The sequence below is a fragment of the Enterococcus sp. BWR-S5 genome, from assembly GCF_016745255.1.
Classification (GTDB): domain Bacteria; phylum Bacillota; class Bacilli; order Lactobacillales; family Enterococcaceae; genus Enterococcus_L.
On record NZ_JADOEQ010000016.1, the window covers coordinates 73,959 to 97,442 of the forward strand.

Below are 23,484 nucleotides of genomic sequence, written 5' to 3' on the forward strand. Positions count from 1 at the left end.
CTACTTGTATTCTTATGCTGTATCTTAAAAATCAATGGTTTTTAAGATTATTTCTTACGTTTTTTTGATTTTTTCTTCCTTTTCTTCTGTTCCTGCCTAAGCATCTTCCGCTTCATCAAGATATAAATAAGCAGTAAAACCAAAATGAATAATACAGCACCTCCCAGAATCAGCAGCCATAAGTTATCTGCTTCCGCCTCCGGATCATTGATTGCTTCCTCATTATGCTTCCGCGCTTCATCGGCTGTTACAGTGAAGTCCTCGGTCCATTCCCAAGTCTGAGTGTCCCATTTGGAATCCTCGGTTAGTACCTTGAGCTTCATTGTATAATCACCGGCTTTCATAGCCTCTTGACCTAAGAAGACAGGAAAAGCAAACTGAGAATTGGGTGCCATAATTAAGCCTTCACTGGTATTCTCATAGAGCACCTCATAGCTGCCCTTTTTAAAAACCTGCGCCTCGACAGTCAGCTCTGACAGAATGGCAGGGCGATCATTTTGCAGCTGAGCAAAATAGGCTTTCTTGTAGTTGTTCAGCCCTTTGGTTATTCCTGTCAGATTCAGATTCGGCTCAGCTATCTCCTGATTAACCGTCAGCTTAACGGCTAACGCATAGCTGTACTTATTGTTAATCTGAATGCCGCTGCCTTCCTCCTGTTCTTGCTCCTGCCCTTCCTTTTCAAAATACCATGAGCCTAAAATCACTCCGTCTTCAGCGGTCTCCGGCACTTCAATCATTGCTTTGATGATTTTTTCGCCATTCGCCGGAATTTCCGTCTTAATATCAGAAGCTTGAATCTCTGCAAGCTCATTAAATTTATACTTCAGCGAACGATCATATTCTTCTGCTTGAGAGGTATAGGATATTTCCCCGTTGTCGTTTGTATAAGCTGCAAAAAGTTCTGATTTTACGCTGATTGTCTCAGATGATGTGTTGATAATCCGCGCTTCTATCGTTCGTGTATCTCCCGGCTTGACCGCTAAATCATAAAAGGGGCTTGATGAATCAACCTCCCCCTCCGGGCTGATTTTTTGAACACTATAAGCAATTTCCTGCTGGCCGGACTCTTCTGTGTATCCCTTGACACCTATAAAAGTTGCTGCTGCAGTCAAGCATAGCATAAGCATAAAAAGCACTGTTTTTTTCTTCATTTTCAATCACTGCCCCTATTTATCTTGTTGTTGTTGCAGCAAGCGTCCAATTGATTGTTGCTGTATAATCGCCCACCTTCGCTGTCATTGCAGGAACCTTCAACTGAACGTCTGCTCCTGCCCAATACTTGGTGGAGGTCAGCTTTCCGATAGTTGCACCATTACTTGCTGTGGAAAACATCGTATACGAAGTATCCGCAACCATTTCAACAGCAGTCGTCACCAAGCCATTGGGCGTCCCGCCTTGTGTCAGCTCGTTCTTAACCGTTCCTGCTGGAAATATTAAGGTTGACCCCGTCAAAACGAGGGTGTTCCCTTGAGTATGAAACTCATTACGCTCAGCAGTCAAAGTCCAACCATTCCTATCTGTTCGCTTATCTGTGACTTGCAGGTACTGAACATTCGTTGTTGCCTCTGCAGAATAAGTCTGTTCCTTTACGGCTACTTTCGCTTGACCAAAATCAAAGACTGTTGGTACAACATCCAGTGATAGCGGTCCCTCGCTCCCGGTTGCCTGATTATCTGTATCTCCGACCGGTCCGGTCTTAGACGGGTCTGCTGGGTCTTTCGGCGCTGTCGGGTCTCGATCCTCTGTAAATGAAATGTCGCTGTTTGTCCGATCCACCGCTGCCGCTTGAAGCGGCAGCAGACAGGTCACACTCAATGAAGCAAGCGACAGACAGCTGATAATGAGTTTTCTCATTTCAACCACTCCGATCCTTATGAATGAACAACTGCGGTTAATGTCCATGTCAACGTATTCGTATAATCTCCGGCTTTGGCTGTGTCCGCAGGAATCATTAGTTTCACTTGTTCAGGTGTCCAGACACTGGTTGACTGTCCTTTCCCTACTGTTGGGGATGCGTCATCCTTCGTGGTCGCAAACACAGTTTTATCGGTATTGGTAATATCAACAGCGGTCGTTGTTAATCTTGTATCCACATCGGTCGGTGTCGCATTCAGACTGTTACGAGCTGTTCCTACCGGTAACGAAATCGTTGCCCCTGTTAATGTATGTGACAGATTTTTCAGGTAGTCATCTTGTTTTACCGTCAATGACCAGCCGTAGGTGCCGCTATCACGATTGTCACTAATTTGAATATATTGACGGACATGATCAACTGCTTGCTTTTGTCCATCATACGTATGTGCTGTCGAATACATTTTTTGTGTGCCAAACTCCAAGCTGGTCGGTACTACATCTATCGATAGAGGACCCGCATTTCCCGTTCCCGGATTATACGGATCAGGCGGTGTCATTTCTTTACTTGGATCTTCCGGATCTACCGGCCCTGTCGGATCATCATTTTCCTCTAATTCGATATGTCCCGGTGTCGTTGCGGTATCAATTGCTGCTGCGGTTAAAGGGCTCATTACACCAAGAGTCATGCAGCCAATAATTGAAGCGAATAAAATTAGATTACTTTTTTTCATCATATTTTCCTCCTAATGGTTTGTTGCTTTCCTTCACTAAAGAAAAACCGATTCACCTCCTGTAACTAGTTTGTTGGCAGCTTGGAAAACAACGAGTCAATTACAATTGCTGCTATTAAAACTCTCTAACTGCTAGAGAATTTTTCCACAAAAAAGATAAAAGCAAGAACTTGGAATTTCTCAATATAAAAATGAGGACTTTGTTCTTTCGATTTAAATACACATAATTCCTTTAGAAAAAGCCTCTCCAACACTCAACATGCCACCGTTTGCCTCCATAGGTCAATCATCACTTTTTTTATTTTTTTTCGTATAATTAGAGTTGAAAGGAAAAGGGTTTTCTCTGTATCTCACCTAAATTCTACAATATCAATTCCATAAAAAAAGTATACTTTCGCAATAACATTCGTTTTGTTTGTGATTTTTCTTATTTTTATATCGTTTACATTTCTTTTTGTCCAGCAACCCGTTAGGAGGGAATCATGATTACCATCTACCTGTTTAATCAAACACTCGACTTTTTGATTTATACCAAAAAAATAATCCTTAAGCTTGGAAAAAACCGATTCACTGTCTCCCTTTTTCAGGAACCGCTAGCATTGACAGAATCCATCACTACTAAAGGAAACGTCTATCTCATAGATGTAAAATTCAACGACTCTTTCTCAGATATTCTTACCTTGTTAAAGCAAATCAGACAGAGTGATCCTATCGGAAAGATTATTTGCTTTGTCCCGAATGAATCATTTGCCCTCGCCCTTCTGAATGCCCATGTTGAGCCCTTCTCCTACTTCTGCAAAAATAAGCACATTTCCGACAAGCTGTTTGAGCGTTACCTTTTAGAGATGATAGAGGCCGCTATTGCTGCTATTGAGCAAAATTATGTAAAGGACTATATTCATTTCCAAGATAGTCTCATAAAAAAAAGAGTAGAACGTTCGAAGATTATGTACGTGGAAAATTTTTCCAGAGAAAAAAAATTAAAGTAGTCACAACAGAAGAATCCTTTTTTGTTAATACGTATCTAGGCTCGGTTAGAGCGCAGTTTGATAAAAATACCTTTTTCGTTGATGCTCAGTCACTGATTATCAACCTGACCCTACTCCATGAAATCCAATTTGACACTTCTCATGTGAAATTCAACAACAACTCGCTGCTTTCCCTCTCTCCCTATCTGCTAAAAAAAGTGAACAAAGCCGTCGTTAGCGGTGTATATTAAAAAAACAAGAAGCGAAGTAGCCTAACCTTCGCTTCCTGTTTCTTCATTTATGATTGTTTAAACGACAGCAGCATTACGAAAGCGATTCTTCATTATCACTTTCCGCTGTCGAGGACCGCTCGGACACAAAAAGACCAATGGTTGTCAACAACGTTCCTAAAGCGATAATCGGGGTAAATGCTTCTCCGAGAAATAGAGCCGATGTAACCACCGTAATCGCCGGTACTGCATAAATATAGACGCTCGCCTGAACTGCTCCCAGTTTGCTCACACTGTAGTTCCAAGTAACAAAACAAATTGCCGAAGCGACAGCACCTAGAAATAAAAGATTGAGGATGCTAGTCGTCGTCAGCTCTTCAAAGCGAATGGTTGGCGTCCCTGTAACAAAGAGGACAGGAAGCATAAACAGCAGTCCATAGAAAAAGGTACGACGTGTCGCCAACAAAATATTGTGCCCAAAGCTGCTGATTTTTTTCGTCACTAATGAATAGGCTGCCCAGACTACAGCTGCTAAAACACTTAATAAATCGCCAAGAGGATGAATTTCTAAAGCTGCAAGGCTGTTTAAGCTAATCAAAATAATCCCTGACAAAGAAACCAAAAAGCCGATATAGAACCACCGATTCACCTGCTTACCCGAAGTGAATAGTTTAGCCAACAAAACGGTAAAGAACGGCGCGACAGAAACGATGATGCCTACATTAGAGGCATGGGTTAGTGTCAATGCCAGATTCTCAAGAAAATAGTACAAGACAATACCCAACAGCCCCGCCAGCGCAAAATATACCTCCTCTTTTTTTTCAGTGATTTTCAACCACTTAGGCGAAACAAGCCATAATAGAAAATAGCCTAATAAAAACCGAATAAACAAAATTTGAAAAGGCGTAAAGTCATTCAATAAAATTTTTGTAGAAATAAAGGTCATGCCCCAAATTCCAACAGTAAATAATGCCGAAAGATGCCCATATAATTTACGATTCCCCATGTTTTTCACCTAATCCCTCCCACATAAAGCTGTTCATGTATTGCTTTGGCGTCACACCAATCAATTGTTTAAAGTATCTGGAAAAATGGCTCTGGTCAGAAAAGCCACAAGCACCTGCTGCTTCAAGAGGTGTCAATCCCTGTTCCAGAAATTTTCTCCCGGCACCAATTCGAACGGTCGTCAAATACTGATGCGGCGTAACATGCTTCTCCTTGGTAAAGTGACGAATCAGCGTAAAGGGGGAAAGTCCTGTCTGTTTACTCAACACCTCAAGTGTCACCTGTTCGGTAAAATGTTCTTCGATATAAGTACAGGCTACCCGGATTCCCTGTGATACTTCCTTTTCCACCTGTCGAGGCGCCGTATAATTTTCCAATATATGAGTCAAGAATTGCTCTAAAAGCTCTTGTTTTTCCCGACCTGTATCTCCTGACAGCATGAAGGTGTGGACATTTTTCAGCTGCGAATGTTCTTCAGCATGTACCACAACATTCTGTGTGAACTCCGGTACAAAGGCAGTTCCCGTCAACGTCTCAGTAAGCTCCCTCATTCGTTCAGGCGTGATGTGGATACTTCGATAATCCAACGGCTCTACTCCTATCTGTTCACAATAATGGTTGTCATAAGGATTAAGCAACAATAAATCGCCAACATTGATGATGTATTCTTTCTGCTTACAAGAAAGAAAGCGGCGCCCTCGCTCAATAAAGCCCAGCACATAGAAATCATGAAAATGATTCGGAAATTTCTGTTTTACTCCTTCAAAGCGGTAGGCTTCAATTAACAGCTCTGAATCAAAGACTACGGTTCTCTTTTCCAAGCGGCTCCCCTCCTTTTTCCTTCCATTATACCGAACACAGCAAAAAAATATTGAACAAAATTGACAATTCAGAATATTCTACCTTCGTTAGGCAGCAAAAAAGCCGATTGCTTCACTGATAGGAAACAACCGACTTCTACTAAATTTCTATCATCTACTCGTCTTTGCTCTGAATGACGGCAATCATTCCCGAGGTGAATGAAAAAGCCGCTGTATCACCGACAAACTCATTGCTTGCATACGAGGTGGGAACAGAAACCTGCTGTTGGGTTAGCAGATATTTGCTCTCCTTAAGCGTTAGACTTTCTACAGGTGTCAAGCAGCAGTAAGCTAAATACTTCTTGTCCGCTTCTCTTATGACTGTATAGTCTCCCGGCAGGTAATAACTGATGGTGTTCTGCTGATCCTTTAAAACAATCTGTCGAACAAAGGTCTGAAATCGTTCCTCCATCGGCAGCCAGAGATTAGCCAGAAAATGGTCCAAGCGACCGCCTGTTGCGCCAATAACTGTAACCATTGCCTCAGGGAAGCATCTCAGCGCTTCCTCCAGCGCCAGTTGTGTATCTGTATCATCTTTTTCAGCAGGAGAGGTGTGGATACGCTTTGCCTTTGCTTCAACAAGCACTCGTTCCTCTTTTGATAAAGAATCAAAATCGCCGACTGCAATATCCAACGGTTGACCTTCCTTTAAAAGCAAGAGTCCGCCTCGATCAACACCAACAAAAATATCATACTCAGAAAAATCAAGCTGAGGCCAGGTCTTTCGAGAGCCGCCTGCAACTAATAAGATATTCACTGGCCTAACACGGCTCTCAATGCATCAATGCGTTCCTTTGGATCTTCTGAATTATAAATGTAAGAGCCTGCCACAAAGACATCCGCTCCGGCTTCTTTACATTTCGCAGCTGTCTCAGGCACGATGCCGCCATCTACTTCAATTTCATACGTATAGCCCTTTTCTTCACGGAGCGTCTTAAGCTGAGCAATTTTCTCAAGCTGGCTTTCAATAAAGCTTTGTCCGCCAAAACCTGGGTTAACGGTCATAATCAATACTAAATCAGCCAAATCCAATACTTCTTCAATAGCAGCAAGAGGCGTGCCTGGGTTAATTACTACGCCCGCTTTTACGCCTGCAGCCTTAATCATCTGCATTGCCCGATGAATATGAGGAGTCGCTTCCTGATGAACAGTAATGATATCTGCTCCGGCTTTCGCAAAAGCCTCAATAAAGTTCTCCGGCTGTTCAATCATCAAGTGAACATCTAACGGCAGCTTCGTTACCGGACGAATTGCTGAAACAATGTTTGGGCCTAATGTAATATTCGGTACAAACTGTCCGTCCATCACATCTACGTGGATGTAGTCCGCACCCAGCTTTTCTACAAGTTGAATATCTCTTGCCAAGTTAGCAAAATCTGCACTTAAAATCGATGGAGCAATTTTCATAAATTCTTCCTCCTATATTTTCAAGGAGACTGTTAGCCAGTTTCTCCCTTTTATTCTATGAATACCTATTTCTTTTTCTTGTACACAGGTCTGCGGTCTTCGATTTCCGCCAAAAACTGTAAATAATTATTGTACCTGACCTGAGCGATTTCGCCCGCTTCTACTCGCTTCTTCACTTCACAGCCAGGTTCCTTGCTATGCATACATTCTCTAAACTTACACAGGTGTGCCGCTTCAACAAACTCCGGAAACTGCTTTGGCAGCTCCACAGCTTCCATCTCCAAAAATTCGATGGAGCTGAAGCCTGGCGTATCAGCAACCAGTCCGTCATATAATGGAATCAGCTCCACATGACGTGTCGTGTGCTTCCCTCGTCCAAGAGACTCTGAAATTTCTCCGGTTGCCAGCTGAAGTTCAGGAGATATCCTGTTTAGCAAGGTCGATTTCCCTGCACCGGATTGCCCCATAAATACTGTCAATTGCTCTGGAAAGTATTGTTCCAGCTCATGAATGGATCGTCTATCATCCTCTGATTGATCCCCAATAATCACTGAATAGGAAGGTTGGTATACAGCTTTGATTTCATCCAACAGCTTGAGCTGCTCCTCCGCCAATAGATCCGCCTTCGTCAAATAAATCACCGGACGGATTTGTTTATGCTCCAACGTTACTAAAAAGCGATCCAATAAATTATAGGAAAAATTGGGTTCGACAACACTCATCACAATAACACCAAGATCGACATTTGCTACGGCTGGGCGAACCAGCTCATTTGTTCTAGGGAGTATCTCCAAGAGATAGCCGTCTGTCAGGTTATCGCTTTCAAAAATCACGTCATCACCAACTAATGGGGTAATTTTGCGATTCCGAAAGTTCCCTCTGGCTCTCGTCTGAAACGTTTCTCCCTCTGCATATACATAATAAAATCCGCTCAATGCTTTTCTAATTTGACCGTTCAATCTATCACTCCTAACCACACTGAATATACAAGAAAAAAGGGCAAAAAGCAAGGTTTGCCCTCATTCCTCTATCATCAAATTCCTACAATCAGCTTTTCTTTCCAGATAAAAAAAGAGGTCTGCCTCACAAAAATGAGGCAGACAAGGAGTTAAAAAAAGTTTCTTAGAGTATGAAATCATTATAAACAATTTTTACCAAAATGTAAACTAATACGCACTTTTGCTTTTAAAATGTTTTTTATCTCCTAGAATCTTTTATTCATCAGCTGCATCATCTGCATTTGCATCATTCTGCGGCGCTACTGATGGACCACTTGAATAATAGATTGTAATCGTTGACCCCTTCTTCACACTTGTTCCAGCAGTAGGGTCTGTTCGAGTCACAGTATCTTTGGTTTGATTAGACGTTTCCTCTGTCTCAACAACCTTGAAACCAGCCTGCTCTAATTCAGATTTGGCGGTCTGTCTGGTCATTGTTGCCACGTTTGGCACAGTTACTGTCGCTGCTCCCTTGCTTACTGTCAGTGTAATTTTTTCATTTGGACTAACACTTGCATTCGCCGGGCTCTGAGAGATAACAACGTCCTTCTCTACGGTGTCGCTCTCCTGTTCCTTCTTGGAGATATTGCTTTCGCTGATACCCGCAGCAACAAGGGCATTGACTGCTTCCTCATAGCTGTAGCCAGTGTAATTGCCGATGTTCACTTTGTCAGAGCCTTTACTTACAGTCAGTGTAATCGTATCATTGACTGGATCAAACGATGTGCCGGCACTAGGATTTTGAGAAATAACCAAGCCCGCTGCTACGCTATCACTATTTTCCTCCGCATAGTTGATATTGCTTTCGCTAACACCCAATGCAACCAAAGCTGCTACTGCATTATCATAGCCATACCCGACATAATTATCCAATGTCACGTTTTCAGGTCCCATGCTGACCGTTAAGGTAACCTGATCGTTTTTAGGATCGACTTCCGAGCCGCCTTCCGGTGTTTGGCTGATAATTTTATCCGCCGCTACTTCCAGACTATGCTCTTTTTCAATCTTAATATTGCTCTCAGGGAAGCCTAGCTTTTTCATGGCTTCAATGGCATCCTTATAGTTTTCTCCGGAATAATCATCAATTTTGATCTTTTTATTCCCTGTACTGATATAAAGAATGATGGTCTTGCCCTCTTTTACATCCGTTTTCGCTTCCGGATCTGTTTTGGCTACTTTGCCTTCCTCAATTTCATCGTCAGGCAGTTCCTTCACTTCTTTTGCCACTTCCAGCTTGGCATCCTCCAGTATCTGTCTCGCTTCCTGTTCCGTTTTTCCACGGACGTCAGGAACCGCTACCTCCTTCTTAGGAGAACCGGCAAAATAGAGCGCAGCACCGATAATCACGGCAAGCAGCAACCCAATAATAATAAAAATCAGTCGTTTCCGCTTTTTCTTTTTCGGTTTGCCATCATCTGTATCTTCTGCTGGGTCAGGCTCAATCGTTTCTTCTTTAGGGCCATCCATCTCAGCAAAGGCTTCCGGCATAGGCATATCCTCTGTCAAAGGGGTCAAAACCTTCGTCTCCCCCATCAGTGCAGTCGGCTCCCATTTCGGCTCATTCAAACGGTTGGTTGCAAGCACCGTATAAAGGTCTTGGGACATTTCTTCGGCAGATTTATACCGATCTGCCGGGTCCTTCGCTGTTGCATGCAATACAATATTCTCTAAGGATTGCGGAATATTGGAATCAAAAGCACGGACAGAAGGAATCTCTTCTTGAAAATGCTTCAATGCAATAGTAACCGCAGACTCCCCATCAAACGGGACATTTCCCGTCAGCATTTCATACAGAATCACACCGACCGCATAAATATCTGATTGGTTGGTTGCCATGCTGCCTCGTGCTTGCTCAGGAGAAAGGTAGTGAACCGATCCCAGCATTGTGTTCGTCTGAGTGATTGAGGTTTCAGATAAGGCGATAGCAATCCCGAAATCGGTGATTTTTACGACCCCATTCTCATCAATCAATATATTTTGAGGCTTCAAATCACGGTGAATAATTCGATGCTCATGGGCCAAAGATACAGCAGAAAGAATCTGCTCCATGATATCAACAACGGTTGCATACATGATTGGATAATGTGTTTGGATGTAACGTTTCAAATCCATCCCCTTTACATACTCCATAACCAAGTATTGAAGACCGTCTTCTTCCCCTACATCGTATACACTGACAATGTTTGGATGGACCAACTCAGTCGCAGCCAACGCTTCTCTCTGGAAACGTCGAATCGCGGCCTGATCATTTTGAAAGTCAAAGCGCAGTACTTTTACTGCAACATCTCGATCCAAAATCAAATCACGGGCAAGAAAAACATTGGCCATTCCGCCGCTGCCTATATTGCCGATAATCTGATACCGACCATTTAATTTTCTGCCGATCTCTATCATCGGTCCTCCTCCTCATTCTTATCAAAATGTATAACTAGAGCGGTGATATTATCCACGCCTCCGGCTTCATTTGCCAGCGAAATCAGGGTTTTCACCTTTTGCTCCAATGTATCGTCAGATAGAAGAACCGCAAGAATCGTTTCTTCCGACACCATGTTTGTCAATCCATCTGAACACAATAAAATATAATCATCGTCCACTCTTAAATGACTGGCAACGTCAACTTCTACAGTATTCGGCATACCCAGAGAACGAGTCAGTACATTTTTTCGCGGATGGTTTGCAGCCATTTCCTGAGTGATTTCTCCTGACTTCACCAGTTCGTTCACAAGGGAATGATCCTCCGTCAGCTGAATCAGCTGTCTATTACGCACTAAATAAGCACGACTGTCGCCTATATTCGCCAAAACATAGGATTGCCCCAACAGCACCGCACTGACGATGGTGGTTCCCATACCGGCGTATTCCGGAACAGACTGTCCTTTGTCATAAATCACTTCATTTTCTGACTGAATCGCCTGTATCAGCCATTGAGCTGCTTTATCGGCTGTATCGATTTCGCCATCAGCCCAGCGCTCACCTAAATGATTGACCGCCATTTCACTTGCAATATCACCAGCAAGGTGGCCACCCATACCGTCAGCCAAGATTGCTAATGATATACCTGCCTTATTTTTAAATACTCCTGCGTAATCCTGGTTCGTATTCCTCTTACGCCCAACATCCGTTTGAAAATTGATTTCCACTTGTTTCACCTCATTTAAGAAACTTTCTGCATGCAGCAAATAAAGAAGCCATCTGTCAGGAACTGATGTGGATAGATTGTCAGCATCTGTTCCTCAATTGCAGAATCAAGAATATCATCGACTGCTACATCAATCTTTTTGAATTCCGGATGCTTCGATAGAAACGCTGCTACTACTTCTTGATTCTCTTCTTTTGTGATTGTACATGTGCTATAGACCATTATACCCCATTGTTTTAGCGTTTGTGCAGTACTTTCAAGGATTTCCAACTGAATTTTCGGTAATTGTTCAAAATCTTTTGCTGTTTTATGGTATTTAATATCCGGCTTTCGTCTCATCAGACCCAGCCCGGAGCATGGTGCATCTACTAAAATTCGGTCAAAGGTTTCCGGCTGAAAGTTCTCTTTCGCTGTCCGTGCATCCATTTTCTCCGCTGCAACGACCTCTTCTACACGAAGTCTCACCGCATTCTCTTCAATCAGCTTCACCTTGTGCTGATGAATGTCCAATGCTGTAACTAACCCGCCTGCTTCTGCATCCAGAAATGTCGCAATGTGTGTCGTTTTTCCACCGGGTGCCGCACAGGCATCCAATACCTTGTGCTGCTTTTCAATCTGCATTGCCGGAGCAACCAACATAGAGCTTTCATCCTGAACGGTGATACGACCTTCTTTGAAGAGCGTGCTCCCTGCGATAAATCCTTTTTCAGCAATTACCCCATAAGGAGACACTTTACTTGCTACTGCCTGAATGTCTTCCTCGGCTAATTCCTCAATTGCTTCAGAACGATTGACGTAACGAACATCTACTCGAGCACTTGCATGACTTCGCTCAACTAATGAAAGACCCAACTTCTGTGTTTCTACCATCCCAATCTGATCGACAAGTTTTTGTGTCAGCCAAAGAGGCATGCTGATTTCTACTGATAAACGTTCCAAAGGATCTTTGATTGCCTCAATGGACGGAACGCCTTCTCTTTGAATGCTTCTCAATACACCATTGACAAACTTACTTGTCCCAATATTCCCTCGTTGCTTGGCAATTTCCACAGCTTCGTTAATAATGGCATGATCCGGAATTTTATCTAAATAAAGCGATTGATAGAGAGACAGGATTAATAGGTTTTTTACCCAGCTATCAACCTTCTGCGGCTTCTTGATGAAAGGAGTCAAAAAATATTCCAGCAATAGTTTTCTGCTGACCGTCCCATAAACCAACTCCGTAAACAACCGACTATCTTGGTCGGATAAATTTGATTTCTCAATCATTTCACCCAGCAGCAGGTTGGAATACGCACCGCCTTTATCAATTCGTTCGATTGTCTGCATCGCCGTGTAACGAACGGATTTCCTAATTCTTGCTGATACTCGTTTTCCCATATTATTCCACCTTATCTGCTTCCTGTACGCTTTGACCGGAACCGTTCAAGAACTCCTGAACGGACAGCTGGCCTTTGCCGGAAGGTTGAAGACGTTTCACAGAGAGGACCGTTCCTTCTCCACAAGCAATCCACAATTCTTTTTTATTCCGTTTAACGATTGTTCCAGGAGCTGCCTCAGTTGTATCATCAACTGGCTCTGTTTCCCAGAGTTTCCAATTTGTTCCTTTGTATGTCGTGAAGGCTGTTGGCCATGGGCGCATTCCTCTTACCTGACAATCGATTTGTTCCGCTGTTTTCTGCCAATCAATCTGTTCCTGCTCTCTAGAGATATTCGGAGAAAAAGTGACCTGCGACTCGTCTTGAGGCGTTGGCTTCAGCTCTTCTGATAGAATTTTCGGTAAGGTGTCTAACAACAGCTCTCTGCCGACTAGACTCAGCTTATCAAACATCGTTCCTACATCATCTTTTTTTGTGATAGGGATACTTCGTTGTGAGTAAATACCGCCCGCATCCATCTTCTTAATCATTTCCATGATTGTTACGCCGGCTTCTTTTTCACCATTAATAATCGCGTAATGCACCGGGGCACCACCGCGGTATTTAGGCAGAAGAGAGGCATGGACATTGACCGCACCCATTCTAGGCGCTTGCAACAGACGTTCCGGCAAGAATTGTCCAAAAGCAGCCGTCACAATTAAATCCGGAGCCAGTGCAATCACCTGCTCCATTTCCTCTGAGCCTGATATTTTTTCCGGCTGCAGTACCAATAAGTTATGCTTCAGCGCTGCTTCTTTTACCGGTGGAGCTGTTAATATTCTTTTTCTTCCTACAGGACGATCAGGCTGAGTTACTACCGCTTGTATCTCATACCCCGCTTCAATCAAGCCGTCCAACACCGGAACAGAAAATGCCGGGGTGCCCATAAAAACAATCTTAGTCATCTAGCTTTCCCTCCATATATGCTTCTAAATCTTCAGGTGCAATATCATCAATGATTTTATCAATGAACAGTTCACCGTTCAAGTGATCGATTTCATGCTGAAAAGCACGAGCGAGATAACCATATGCCGTCACTTCGATTTCTTCGCCCTCTCGATCAAAATAGCGAACAGTCACTTCGTCTGCTCTTTCGACTGTGCCATACTTATTTGGTATGCTGAGGCACCCCTCCACATCAATATCAGTTCCTTTTCGATCAATGATTTCCGGATTAATCAGTTCAAAAAGCCCTGTCTCTTCATCAATTTCAACAACCGCAATTTGCAGATTTTTTCCTATCTGAGGGGCAGCAATTCCGATGCCATCATGGGCAGTCATTGTTTCATACATATCCTCCAGTAAACGGACGATTTCATCTGTAATCAAGGTGACTTCCTTTGCTTTGACAGTCAACTTGTCATCAGGGTAAAGCACAATTGGATAACGCATGTAGAACTCCTTTAGTATTTAATGGTGAAACAAATCAGGTAACTGATTCGTTTCTTTTTCTTTATCTCTATCCATCGTTCTCTCTTAAGCAGCCCTCTGAGTGTTCATTAAATGAAATTCATCGGTTCTGCGTCAATGGAGATTTTCAAGCCTTTAGCTGTTGCGGCTTGTGTGTCTGATAGTATCTTCTTCAGCATATTCTGCAGCTGAGGTTCATGTTTATATTTAATAATCATCTGATAGTAGTAACGGTTCTTAATCCGCATAATCGCATTCGGCGTGGGTCCCAACAGAATACTCTGGTCAGATAACCCTTGCTGCAGTTCCTTCATAATAACGAACATCTGCTTCGCCGCGACACTTTCCTCCGGATGGCTCGCCGTGATTTGAACAGTAAAGTAAAAGGGTGGGTAGTCTCCTCGATGACGAATTTGCATTTCCTTTTGGTAAAATGCCTCATATTGCTGCCCCTTTGCCAACTGAATCGCATAGTGCTCCGGATTGAAGGATTGAATGACAACTTCTCCCGGCTTCTCTGCCCGACCAGCTCGACCACTGACTTGAGTCAACAGTTGAAAGGTTCGTTCACTGGATCGGAAATCAGGAAGGTTCAATGCCGTATCCGCATTCAATACCCCCACCAGCGTAACATTCGGAAAATCCAATCCCTTGGCAATCATCTGAGTGCCCAACAGAATATCGGCTTCCTGATTTTCAAAAGCAGATAAAATTCGCTCATGGGCACCTTTTCTTCGTGTCGTATCCACATCCATCCGCAGAACTCGACTTTCCGGAAATAGCGCCTTCAGTTCTTCCTCTACCTTTTGCGTTCCTGTACCATAATAACGAATCTTATCGCTGTTACAATTGGGACAACGATGGGGAATCCCCTCTTCATGGCCGCAATAGTGGCACTTCATCGTCTTTGTATCCATATGAAGTGTCAATGAGATATCACAGTTGGGACACGGCAATACATACCCGCAGTCTCGGCACATCACAAAGGAGGAATAGCCTCTGCGGTTCAACAACAGAACACTCTGTTCCTTACGCGCCATGCGCTCCAATAATTTTTCCTGTAACAGAGCTGAAAAAGTCGAAACATTTTTCCGCTTTACCTCTTCACGCATATCGATTACGTCAATTTGCGGAAGGGAGGCTGAGCTATTTGCTCGTTGCGTCAGCAGTAAATGGTGATAGACCTTCTTTTGTGCTCGTGCTCTCGATTCCAATGAAGGTGTGGCACTTCCCAACACGACAGGACAGCCATGATAGGCTCCTCGCCAGATAGCCAAATCTCTCGAATGATAACGCGGTGTTTCCTCTTGCTTATAGCTGGCTTCATGCTCTTCATCAATGATGATTACACCCAGATTATCCAAAGGTGCAAAGATAGCCGAACGTGCCCCGACTACGACCTGCGCCTCTCCGCGTTCAATCTTGCGCCACTCATCATACTTCTCACCGTGAGAAAGTCCACTGTGGAGAACGGCGACTTGATCACCAAAGCGGCTCTTAAAACGCTGAACCATTTGCGGTGTCAGTGAAATTTCCGGCACCAGCATGATTGCTGATTTCTTTTGCCTTAAGCCCTCAGCAATTGTCTGCAGATAGACCTCTGTCTTCCCACTTCCTGTAATTCCCTCCAACAGGTAGGTATCCGGTGTACTGGTTTCCATTGAATGAAGGATACTGTCCACCGCTGTCTGCTGTTCCTCGTTTAAGGCAAAGGGCATTGTTTTTTCAAACTGATGGTCTGCAAAGGGGTCACGATAGGTTTCTTTCTCCACGTAATGCAGCCAGCCCTTTTTCTCAGCATCGTTCAGCACAGCTGTACTAAAGCCTTTTTCCTTCATTTCTTTTACAGCAACCTGTTCTTTCGGTCCTAACGCTTGGAGAAGGTGCAGTAGCTCTTCTTTCTTTTTGGAGCCTTTACGCAAAGCCGTCAGCTCTTCTTCTAATCGTTCAAAGCTTAAGGACGCTTGAATATAGCGAATGACCTTCACCTTATTCTTCGTTTGTACCTCGTAACGAATGTCTACCTTATGCTGCGCGCGCAGCTTCATCAACTGCGGGAGAATATTTCTAGTCTCCGCTTCCTCCCAAGAAATCTCCTCTAAGCCGGAAAATAAGTCATCTTGAAGGGTTTCGTCAATCTCATCCGTTAAAAAAATGTATTTATGATAGGCCGCCCGCATCACACTTGGCAGCATCGTCTGCAAACAAGTGATTTTGAAAGCAAACGTTTTCTCTTTCATATAATCAGCCAGTGCCAACATTTCTTCATTCAGTACAGGCTTCAAATCCAGCACTGAAATGATTTCTTTCCACTCATATTCAGCGGCCTCAACCGTCTGCTGATCCAATTGATCGAGCGCTGTGATAAAGCCCTGTACACGGCGATTGCCGAAAGGCACCTCTACCCGCATACCAACAGCAATCTGCTCCGTTAACGTAGAAGGAATCAGATACGTAAACGGCTGATCAGTCTGCATCGCCGGAACATCTACGATTACTTGTGCAACTTTTTTCATATCGATCCTTCTTCCTTTCTTTTCTATGTATGAAAAATCTCTTTGCTTATTGTACTAAAGAATCCTGCATTTGTCTTGCTTCTCCGTTGACTTCCAAGGAATAGCCAAAAAGAGAATGGGACAGCCATCGAACCGACTTCTGCCCCACTCTCTTATCTCTTACAGTTTGCTTTCTTCACGAATGCGATCTTCCAGTTCTTTCTTTTCTTGATCCTTAATCATTCGCTGTTCTTCTTTTGCCATACGCAGGCGTTCACGTTTTTCTTCAGGATTTGGGTCGTTGATAACCAAGGCAGCATCAATTTCCTCCAATGCCTGTCCAACGCTTTTTACAGATTCAAAGCCTTCCAGCATCGGCTGTGCACCGGCTTCCAATTCATGTGCGCGTTTACTCGCCAGAATAACCAAAGAATATTTTGATGGAACTTCTTTCAATAATGAGTCAATAGATGGTTTTAGCATCATAAGGCTACATCTCCTTCAACATTTTAATATATTTTCCAATCACTCGATCGACACGAAAGTGTTCGCTTGCTATGATTTTCTTGATTCGTTCAACTGCCAGAGGAACCTCGTCATTTACCACTGCATAATCGTACAGTGCCATCATTTCGATTTCTTCTTTTGCTACCTGCATCCGCTGTTCGATGACGGCCATATCGTCTGTGCCTCGATTCACAATGCGGGATTTCAATTCGGAAAGATCCGGCGGTGTCAGAAAAATGAATACGCCGTCAGGTACTTTTTCTTTCACCTGCTGCGCTCCCTGAACCTCAATTTCCAGAAAGACATCCTTTCCTTCATCCAAGGTCTGATTCACATAAGACAACGGTGTGCCATAGTAATTGCCTACATATTCCGCATACTCCAACATTTCTCCTGCTTCGATCATCGCTTCAAATTCTTCTCTTGTGCGGAAATAATAATCCACACCTTCTACTTCCCCCTCGCGTTTGTTTCGAGTGGTCATAGAAACAGAATATTGAAAATCGTGCTCTTCACTTTCAAAAATCGCTTTTCGAACGGTACCTTTACCCACGCCCGATGGACCCGACAATACTATTAGTAATCCGCGCTCTGCCATGATGACTTCCTTTCAATAGTATATAAACCCTATTAATCATTTCTTTTATCTACACAAGAAACAGCTGTTGCCTTTCTTGTGAGAAAAACCATTTAACAGGATTTACATAGCTCTCTTTATCATTATTTCTATAATGCACTTTTTTTCAGCAATTTTCAAGACTTTATCATTAAGCTTTCCTAAGAAAATGTCTTGTTTCAAAAAATAAAGGTCGCCAATGTACTTCTTGCCTATTCTACTTTCATTTTAATTGAAAGTAAAGACGCCGACAGAAAGCAGCGAATGACCCTACAGCTCAGAGCGCTTAATCCAGTTCTTGCTGATCCTCATCGCTGAATCGTTGCTGAATGGCTGAAAGGATGGTTGCTGTTTTTGAAGGCAGCAGATAGTTCACACCAATGGCTACGCCCATACCGATAAAGCTGTCCACTACACGATTCAGCGCATATACATAGGAAGAATCCTCCGGAATCATAAAAACAATGGTTAGCAAGGTCGCTGTCGCACCAACGATTCCTTCTTGAAATCTGAATCTCACCAGTACTGTAATCATAACGACAATCGTTAGCGGAACAGCAATCAGCTGAACCAGGCCCGAATCGCCAAACAGTTCAAATAGAAAGATGACAAACACTGAGGTAAGCGCACCAATGGTATTCCCAGCTACGCGATGCTTCCCAAAGGTCAAGGTATTTACCATGTCTTCCCTCAACGTAAACACAGCTGTGATAGCAGAAACAACATAGGTTTCTCTGCGGAGTATCAAACTGATTAGAATACAAAGAAACACACTAATTCCAGTTTTTATTGTTCTAAGCCCAATTTTAAATCCAAACATTCATCACTTCTCCTAAAATAGCATCTCTTTCATTGTAGCACAAATAAGGAAGAAAACAGATGGTATCAAAAAAGAAGCACAAACATTATAGAAAACAGCGGTTCATTCACACAACCGCTGTTTTCTATAAATTATTCCACTTTTTTGCGAATCATGTTCGGACAGTCATAAGTTTTAACAAGAAACTGCTTATAGGGAGGAAATGCCGTCAAGCCATAATATTTTTCATAATACTTTAGTGTCGGAGAATCAAATTCCGCATGCCAAGGCTTAACATGACCGGAATAGTGGATAATTTTCGGGTCACGACGTGTTTCTTCGTACTCTTTTTCTCCTTGTGGCAATGGATGCTTTTTCGAGCCCTCCATAATGTAGCTTTGTGCATTCCAACTGGGATGAAGCTGAAGCCATTGATTACATAGTACCGCATTCAGGGCATCTTGATCATGAAAACGCAGCTTCTCAGGATGATTTTCGATAAAGTTCAGCACTCTGAAAGTAATTTCTTTTTTCAGCCATGCTTCGACATTTATCAGCATGAAACCGGAATTGAAATAAAGCGCGGATTCGACCGGTAGCTTCATCTTCTCTAAACGATGATGAAAGCCTGCATCCTCAACCGCTGCCAATAAATAATCCGATAAGTCAATCGTCCACAGCTCTGCAATATCTGTGACAGCAACCATATCGCAATCCAGATACAACAATGTTTTGACTCCTGTATTTCGAAACAGCTCCGGAGCCACAATCCGAAAATAAGCAGTACGTGGAATACGGTCACTCTCTACTACATGAGAAAAACTGCTCATATCAACACGAAGAAACTCCACCTTTGCACGATAGCTGGCCATACTTTGGCGCAACAGCTGTTTGTTCCTTTCGCTAATTTCATCTTCAATAATATAGAAGGAAAAACGCGACATAGGCTCATGTGTATTCTCTAAAATAGATAGAAAAAGCGTTGTTAAATGTGGCATAAAAGCATCATTACAGCAGGAAACAATGGTGATTGCTTCATCATTCATTGAAGCCGCCTCCTTTTTAGGGTCTGCGAAGGGCGTTTCTGCCAACTTTTCCATATACAGCTGCTGATAGGGATGATTTTTCAAGGTATTCCATGGCTTGTCATGTCCCGTAAAGTGAACAATCGCCGGGCTCATATTTCCTTCCCTGTATAGTTGTTCATAGTCCTTTGTAGGTGCAGGGTGTCGTTCAAAAATTAATGAAGTCTGCATATTCCATTTAGGATGAAGCGGTGCCCAATGCTCATACAGAACCGCATTTAATGCGTCTTGATCGTGATAGAGAATACGATCGCCATGCTCTGTTAGAAAAGCCAGTGCCTTTTCGGTTATTTGGTGTTCGTTCCACTTTTGCAAATCAACCACCATTACGCCGGAATTAAAATAATAATCCGTCGAATGAATGCCCAACCGTTTTAGCGCCTTCGTCTGCCCGGGATCAATTACCGCACCAATTATTTTGCCATGCAATGGGCTGTTATACAGCTCTCGAATATCTGCCAAAATCAAAGTATCTGCATCTATATAAAGAATTTTTCGATAGCTGTAGTCCTTGAGCAGCTTGGGTAGAGAAAGTCTAAAGTAAGCGGTCGTCGTAATATGATCGCTGACTAAAAAATTCTCATATTGATGTCTGTCAACAGGTATAAACTCAATCGTTGCTTGGTTGGAATGAAGCTTCACCGTTTGCTGAAGAAGTCCTTTGCTTTTCTGCGAAATATGGTCATCCAATATGTAAAAATCAATCTCAGTGTCCGGAGAGGTATTCTCCAATAAAGAAGTGATCATTACACATAGAAATGGTGCATAATGTTCATCAGAAGCACTTACAACAGGTATTTTTTCAATGGTCATGTATGATCTCCCCTTTCTTTAGATTCAGATTAGAACTAAATGAGGTATTTTTCAAAAAAAACGCTCTTTAAAAAAAGAAAGGCTCGTCTATTTAGAAGAAATTAGAACAATAAAATTTTTAAAAACAGCGAACTCAATAAATTGTACTTGTTACCACTCTACCGGAAGGCTATAGTTGAAGTACTATAGAATGACAAGCTCAATTGATAGCCATATGCCAACAAGAAAGAGGTGTTTTTATTGGATACAGCATTGAAACTGCGCATCGCTCATGAAAAAAAGGACATTCTTGATACGAATCAAATCAACCAATGGCTTCAAGAATCAGTCTTGGTTAAAAAACTGACTGAACAGCCTGTGTCAGCGAACGGGCTGGCAAATTTATTTACCCTAGTTGGATTGGCTGAAATTCCCTACGCAGAGCGTTTGGATCGCACGCAAGAGCTGATTGACTATGTAGAAACCAACCTAGCCACTACAGAAGGATTTTCGTATACGGGGAACATCGACCATATCGTTCCTTGTTATAACGCGATGCTATTAGAAGCCTACGCTCGCTTAGGCTTAAGTCATTACGCTTCTGCTCAGCAGGCATTAAGCTGGATAAAGCACTACCAGCTATTCGAACGAAACCAAAAAACAGCTTGGGCTGGAAAGGGCATCAAAAAACATGGTGGCTGCCTAAATGCAGTACCCTGCTACATTGGGATTGGAAAAACAGTCCGTGCACTAATCACTTGGCAGGAATACCAAAAATCAGCTGATCCTGAAGTAGACCAGCTGATTAAACAAGGTATTGCGTATATGTTGAAGCATCGTTTCTTTTTGCGTTTATCTAATGATACCCCCATCAGCAAGCATATCACCTCTTCTGCCTTTCCCCAGAGCTACTTTCTCAGTCTGACGGACTTGGTTTATATTGCCGGAAAAGGCGGTGTATTGCTGGAAGAGAACACCCAACTCCTCATCGAGCTATTGACGGAAAAACAGGTGCAGCCTAAGCAATGGAAACTGGAGCACATTTACTCTTATAAAGGCTACACTAGCTTTGAAACACGACGTAAACCTTCTGAGTGGTTATCGACACTGTATCCGTTATGGTTGGCTGGTACAGAAATAAAGGGGGACGCTCCTTCTCTGTGAACAAAAGAAACAGAGCATAGCTAGATGCACTATTTCAAGTTTACAATTTATATTCTGAGGACTTGGCAACGTATGAAAAATAAAGTTTCATACGTTGCACTTCCTTCTTTAGACTGCATCCTCCAGCTCTATACGGTAATGGACATTCCCATACATGGCAAATACACGAAAACCGCCTATACCATCCTTTTCCGGCATAGCGCTATATTGATAGCCCCCGCCTATTCCTAAAACATCCTCTTGTTGCCCAAACTTTTGAATGGCACGATTCAACTGCTTTATATCATAATCTTCTCCAATAAACTCCTTAAGTTTCGCTAGAATCAGTTCACTTTTACCATGCGGCATGTCATGCTCAGACTCAATTTTCACATCAACTATTCGTTTATTCATAACTGCGACCCCTTCCTTTTCTATACGAAGCTTGCGCTTCTTAAATATTTTTCTTTTCGCATAATAATATCGACCTTTACCTGGAATATTTATGCTGGTAATCTGACCGCCTTCACTGGAAAAATGAATGGTAACATCTTCTTGCTTAACAGCTTCAGAATAAAGCGTGCTAAGGAAATTCCGACATTTAATCTCAGATGTACAACCTCTATAAAAATCAATCTCTGTATCCTTTTCACACCAGACTACCCATTTCGTTGCTTCGTCTTCTGTCATTCCGGTTAAATGCTCCATGCCCTCACGGGTAATAATATATGCTGTACCAAACAATCGAATGCTGCCTTTTAAAAAATACTCAGGGTGTGTGTTGTATTCGCGTCTTACATAGTTCTTGTTATATCCCCATCTTTCACTTGCCTCAGTCGCCAGCATAATATCCAATTCGTCTAAATTCACATGTTTTTCCATATTTTTCCTCGCTTTATTTGTTAATTTGCTTTGTCTTATATCCATATTCAAACATACCAATACTATGAGAGTTGTTTTATATCACGGTTTATTTCTCTTTTTGTCTAATTTTCGGTTACCAATTTAGTATTTTATTCCTTCGTACTACCTAGTACGCATCCTAATTATATACTAGGTAGTACATAAAAACAACCATTCTTTTACTCAACTAGAGTTGTCAAATTAAGCACAACATTTCCTCAAAATATTTTGTTAGAATAGAGAAAAGGGTAGTATGTTTCGAAGAAAAATAAAGGGGGAAATAGTATTGAATGATTTTGAAAAAGGAAATATGTCGACAATAACTAAAAAGGGAAACACTCTTTATAAGTCTAAACCCTATAACAGTCAAACTATGAAACGTTTCCTAAATTACATGGAACCTTATAACTTGAATATTCCTAAATATTTGGGAGAAACGTCTGACAAAATACATTTATCTTATGTAAAAGGAAACAGTATTCATAGTGATGCTGCCAATATCCCGTTTGAGAAAAAGGTAATTATGATTAGTAGTGCTGCCAAGATTTTAGCAACATTTCATAGCGCTACAGAAAATTTTCCGATTTTAGAGGAAGACCAGTACTTCCTTAGCTATAATGGTTCTCTTGAAATAGATGTTATTTGTCATAATGATTTCGCACCCTACAACTTAACTTTTGAAGCGTTTGAAGCAGTGGGAATTATTGATTTTGATACAATCTGTCCAGCACCAAGAGAATGGGACATTGCTTATGCTTTATATAGATTTATTTTGATTGATACAAATATAGAGAATGAGTATCGGGAGTTAATTAAACTATTTCTTAAAGCGTACGATTATACAAAGGACACAGACTTTTTCCCTATAGTAATTGAAAGAATTCAAGCATTGGTTCGCCTGTTTGATGATGAAATAAGTAAAAATAATCAGCGCTTTATTGAGATGGAGCGAAACGGGCATAAGAAATTTTATATAGAAGAAATTCAACGTATTAATATTATTTGGGCTAACTATAACGATAGTTGGTTGTCTCATCGAAATAAGTTTAATGACTTATCAGAAAATAGTTCATATGGTGTTTTATGATTCACAAAAAAACCTAGTCAAACACTGCGAAGGAATC

At 42.2% G+C, this 23,484-nt stretch carries 23 protein-coding genes; 4 read left to right on the plus strand and 19 right to left on the minus strand.

The genetic code is table 11. The annotated features are described in order from the left end of the window. Positions 1-47: 47 nt before the first annotated feature. Genes IW510_RS16935 through IW510_RS16945 form a run of 3 tightly spaced genes read right to left on the minus strand, consistent with a single transcriptional unit; the run spans position 48 to position 2,588 of the window. A complete protein-coding gene (locus tag IW510_RS16935; protein ID WP_202061669.1) occupies positions 48-1,151 on the minus strand; it encodes a DUF916 and DUF3324 domain-containing protein in 1,104 nt (367 codons plus the stop codon). Positions 1,152-1,170: 19 nt separating this feature from the next. Then, positions 1,171-1,854, minus strand: coding sequence for a WxL domain-containing protein (locus tag IW510_RS16940; RefSeq protein ID WP_202061671.1), 684 nt, complete (start codon positions 1,852-1,854; stop codon positions 1,171-1,173). Positions 1,855-1,871: 17 nt separating this feature from the next. Beyond that, positions 1,872-2,588 carry a WxL domain-containing protein gene (locus tag IW510_RS16945; protein ID WP_236674791.1) on the minus strand — a complete coding sequence of 239 codons (717 nt, stop codon included), beginning with the start codon at positions 2,586-2,588 and terminating at the stop codon, positions 1,872-1,874. Positions 2,589-3,067: 479 nt separating this feature from the next. Here IW510_RS16945 and IW510_RS16950 point away from each other — a divergent pair, with 479 nt between their 5' ends. Together IW510_RS16950 and IW510_RS21660 are read left to right on the plus strand one after the other, a co-directional pair. Beyond that, positions 3,068-3,574: a hypothetical protein gene (locus IW510_RS16950; protein WP_202061673.1), complete on the plus strand. Its 507-nt coding sequence runs from the start codon at positions 3,068-3,070 to the stop codon at positions 3,572-3,574. Beyond that, entirely contained in the window at positions 3,565-3,804 is a 240-nt protein-coding gene (locus tag IW510_RS21660; protein ID WP_202061748.1) for a LytTR family transcriptional regulator DNA-binding domain-containing protein, read from the plus strand. The genes IW510_RS16950 and IW510_RS21660 overlap by 10 nt, the downstream gene beginning before the upstream one ends. Positions 3,805-3,877: 73 nt before the next feature. On the opposite strand, the gene IW510_RS16960 is transcribed toward IW510_RS21660, so the two are convergent. The 15 genes from IW510_RS16960 to IW510_RS21365 all read right to left on the minus strand — a co-directional run bounded on the left by IW510_RS16960 (position 3,878) and on the right by IW510_RS21365 (position 20,335). Further along, positions 3,878-4,789, minus strand: a complete 912-nt coding sequence (locus IW510_RS16960) for a DMT family transporter (RefSeq protein WP_202061749.1) — start codon at positions 4,787-4,789, stop codon at positions 3,878-3,880. After that, entirely contained in the window at positions 4,776-5,609 is an 834-nt protein-coding gene (locus tag IW510_RS16965) for a helix-turn-helix domain-containing protein (protein WP_202061675.1), read from the minus strand. The genes IW510_RS16960 and IW510_RS16965 overlap by 14 nt, the downstream gene beginning before the upstream one ends. 154 nt (positions 5,610-5,763) lie before the next feature. Further along, positions 5,764-6,405 carry a thiamine diphosphokinase gene (locus IW510_RS16970; RefSeq protein ID WP_202061677.1) on the minus strand — a complete coding sequence of 214 codons (642 nt, stop codon included), beginning with the start codon at positions 6,403-6,405 and terminating at the stop codon, positions 5,764-5,766. After that, a complete protein-coding gene (gene rpe, locus IW510_RS16975) occupies positions 6,402-7,055 on the minus strand; it encodes a ribulose-phosphate 3-epimerase (protein ID WP_202061679.1) in 654 nt (217 codons plus the stop codon). The genes IW510_RS16970 and rpe overlap by 4 nt, the downstream gene beginning before the upstream one ends. 65 nt (positions 7,056-7,120) lie before the next feature. Then, positions 7,121-8,014 (minus strand): ribosome small subunit-dependent GTPase A, encoded by an 894-nt coding sequence (gene rsgA / locus IW510_RS16980; RefSeq protein ID WP_202061680.1) that lies wholly within the window; start codon positions 8,012-8,014, stop codon positions 7,121-7,123. 255 nt (positions 8,015-8,269) lie between these two features. Continuing rightward, a complete protein-coding gene (pknB, locus tag IW510_RS16985) occupies positions 8,270-10,447 on the minus strand; it encodes a Stk1 family PASTA domain-containing Ser/Thr kinase (protein ID WP_202061681.1) in 2,178 nt (725 codons plus the stop codon). Further along, a complete protein-coding gene (locus IW510_RS16990; RefSeq protein WP_202061682.1) occupies positions 10,444-11,193 on the minus strand; it encodes a Stp1/IreP family PP2C-type Ser/Thr phosphatase in 750 nt (249 codons plus the stop codon). The genes pknB and IW510_RS16990 overlap by 4 nt, the downstream gene beginning before the upstream one ends. A 14-nt stretch (positions 11,194-11,207) precedes the next feature. Continuing rightward, positions 11,208-12,572: a 16S rRNA (cytosine(967)-C(5))-methyltransferase RsmB gene (gene rsmB / locus IW510_RS16995; RefSeq protein ID WP_202061683.1), complete on the minus strand. Its 1,365-nt coding sequence runs from the start codon at positions 12,570-12,572 to the stop codon at positions 11,208-11,210. 1 nt (position 12,573) lies between these two features. Next, positions 12,574-13,515 (minus strand): methionyl-tRNA formyltransferase, encoded by a 942-nt coding sequence (gene fmt, locus IW510_RS17000; RefSeq protein ID WP_202061684.1) that lies wholly within the window; start codon positions 13,513-13,515, stop codon positions 12,574-12,576. Beyond that, positions 13,508-14,002, minus strand: coding sequence for a peptide deformylase (def, locus tag IW510_RS17005; RefSeq protein WP_202061685.1), 495 nt, complete (start codon positions 14,000-14,002; stop codon positions 13,508-13,510). The genes fmt and def overlap by 8 nt, the downstream gene beginning before the upstream one ends. A gap of 107 nt (positions 14,003-14,109) precedes the next feature. Continuing rightward, positions 14,110-16,536: a primosomal protein N' gene (gene priA, locus IW510_RS17010; RefSeq protein ID WP_202061687.1), complete on the minus strand. Its 2,427-nt coding sequence runs from the start codon at positions 16,534-16,536 to the stop codon at positions 14,110-14,112. A 159-nt stretch (positions 16,537-16,695) separates the two neighbouring features. Continuing rightward, entirely contained in the window at positions 16,696-17,001 is a 306-nt protein-coding gene (gene rpoZ / locus IW510_RS17015) for a DNA-directed RNA polymerase subunit omega (protein WP_086348558.1), read from the minus strand. Between the two features lie 4 nt (positions 17,002-17,005). Beyond that, positions 17,006-17,620, minus strand: coding sequence for a guanylate kinase (gene gmk / locus IW510_RS17020; RefSeq protein ID WP_202061688.1), 615 nt, complete (start codon positions 17,618-17,620; stop codon positions 17,006-17,008). A gap of 304 nt (positions 17,621-17,924) precedes the next feature. Beyond that, on the minus strand, positions 17,925-18,458 hold the full coding sequence (locus IW510_RS17025) for an FUSC family protein (protein ID WP_202061689.1): 534 nt from the start codon (positions 18,456-18,458) through the stop codon (positions 17,925-17,927). Between the two features lie 131 nt (positions 18,459-18,589). After that, positions 18,590-20,335 (minus strand): glycosyltransferase family 8 protein, encoded by a 1,746-nt coding sequence (locus tag IW510_RS21365; protein ID WP_236674793.1) that lies wholly within the window; start codon positions 20,333-20,335, stop codon positions 18,590-18,592. Positions 20,336-20,575: 240 nt separating this feature from the next. Here IW510_RS21365 and IW510_RS17040 point away from each other — a divergent pair, with 240 nt between their 5' ends. Continuing rightward, on the plus strand, positions 20,576-21,478 hold the full coding sequence (locus IW510_RS17040) for a hypothetical protein (RefSeq protein ID WP_202061690.1): 903 nt from the start codon (positions 20,576-20,578) through the stop codon (positions 21,476-21,478). 108 nt (positions 21,479-21,586) lie between these two features. Here the strand turns inward: IW510_RS17040 and IW510_RS17045 are convergent, their stop codons facing one another. Further along, positions 21,587-22,339, minus strand: coding sequence for a helix-turn-helix domain-containing protein (locus tag IW510_RS17045; RefSeq protein ID WP_202061691.1), 753 nt, complete (start codon positions 22,337-22,339; stop codon positions 21,587-21,589). A 307-nt stretch (positions 22,340-22,646) separates the two neighbouring features. On the opposite strand from IW510_RS17045, the gene IW510_RS17050 reads away from it, so the two are divergent. Further along, complete coding sequence (locus IW510_RS17050; RefSeq protein WP_202061693.1) at positions 22,647-23,447, plus strand: phosphotransferase; 801 nt, start codon at positions 22,647-22,649, stop codon at positions 23,445-23,447. Positions 23,448-23,484 lie beyond the last annotated feature (37 nt).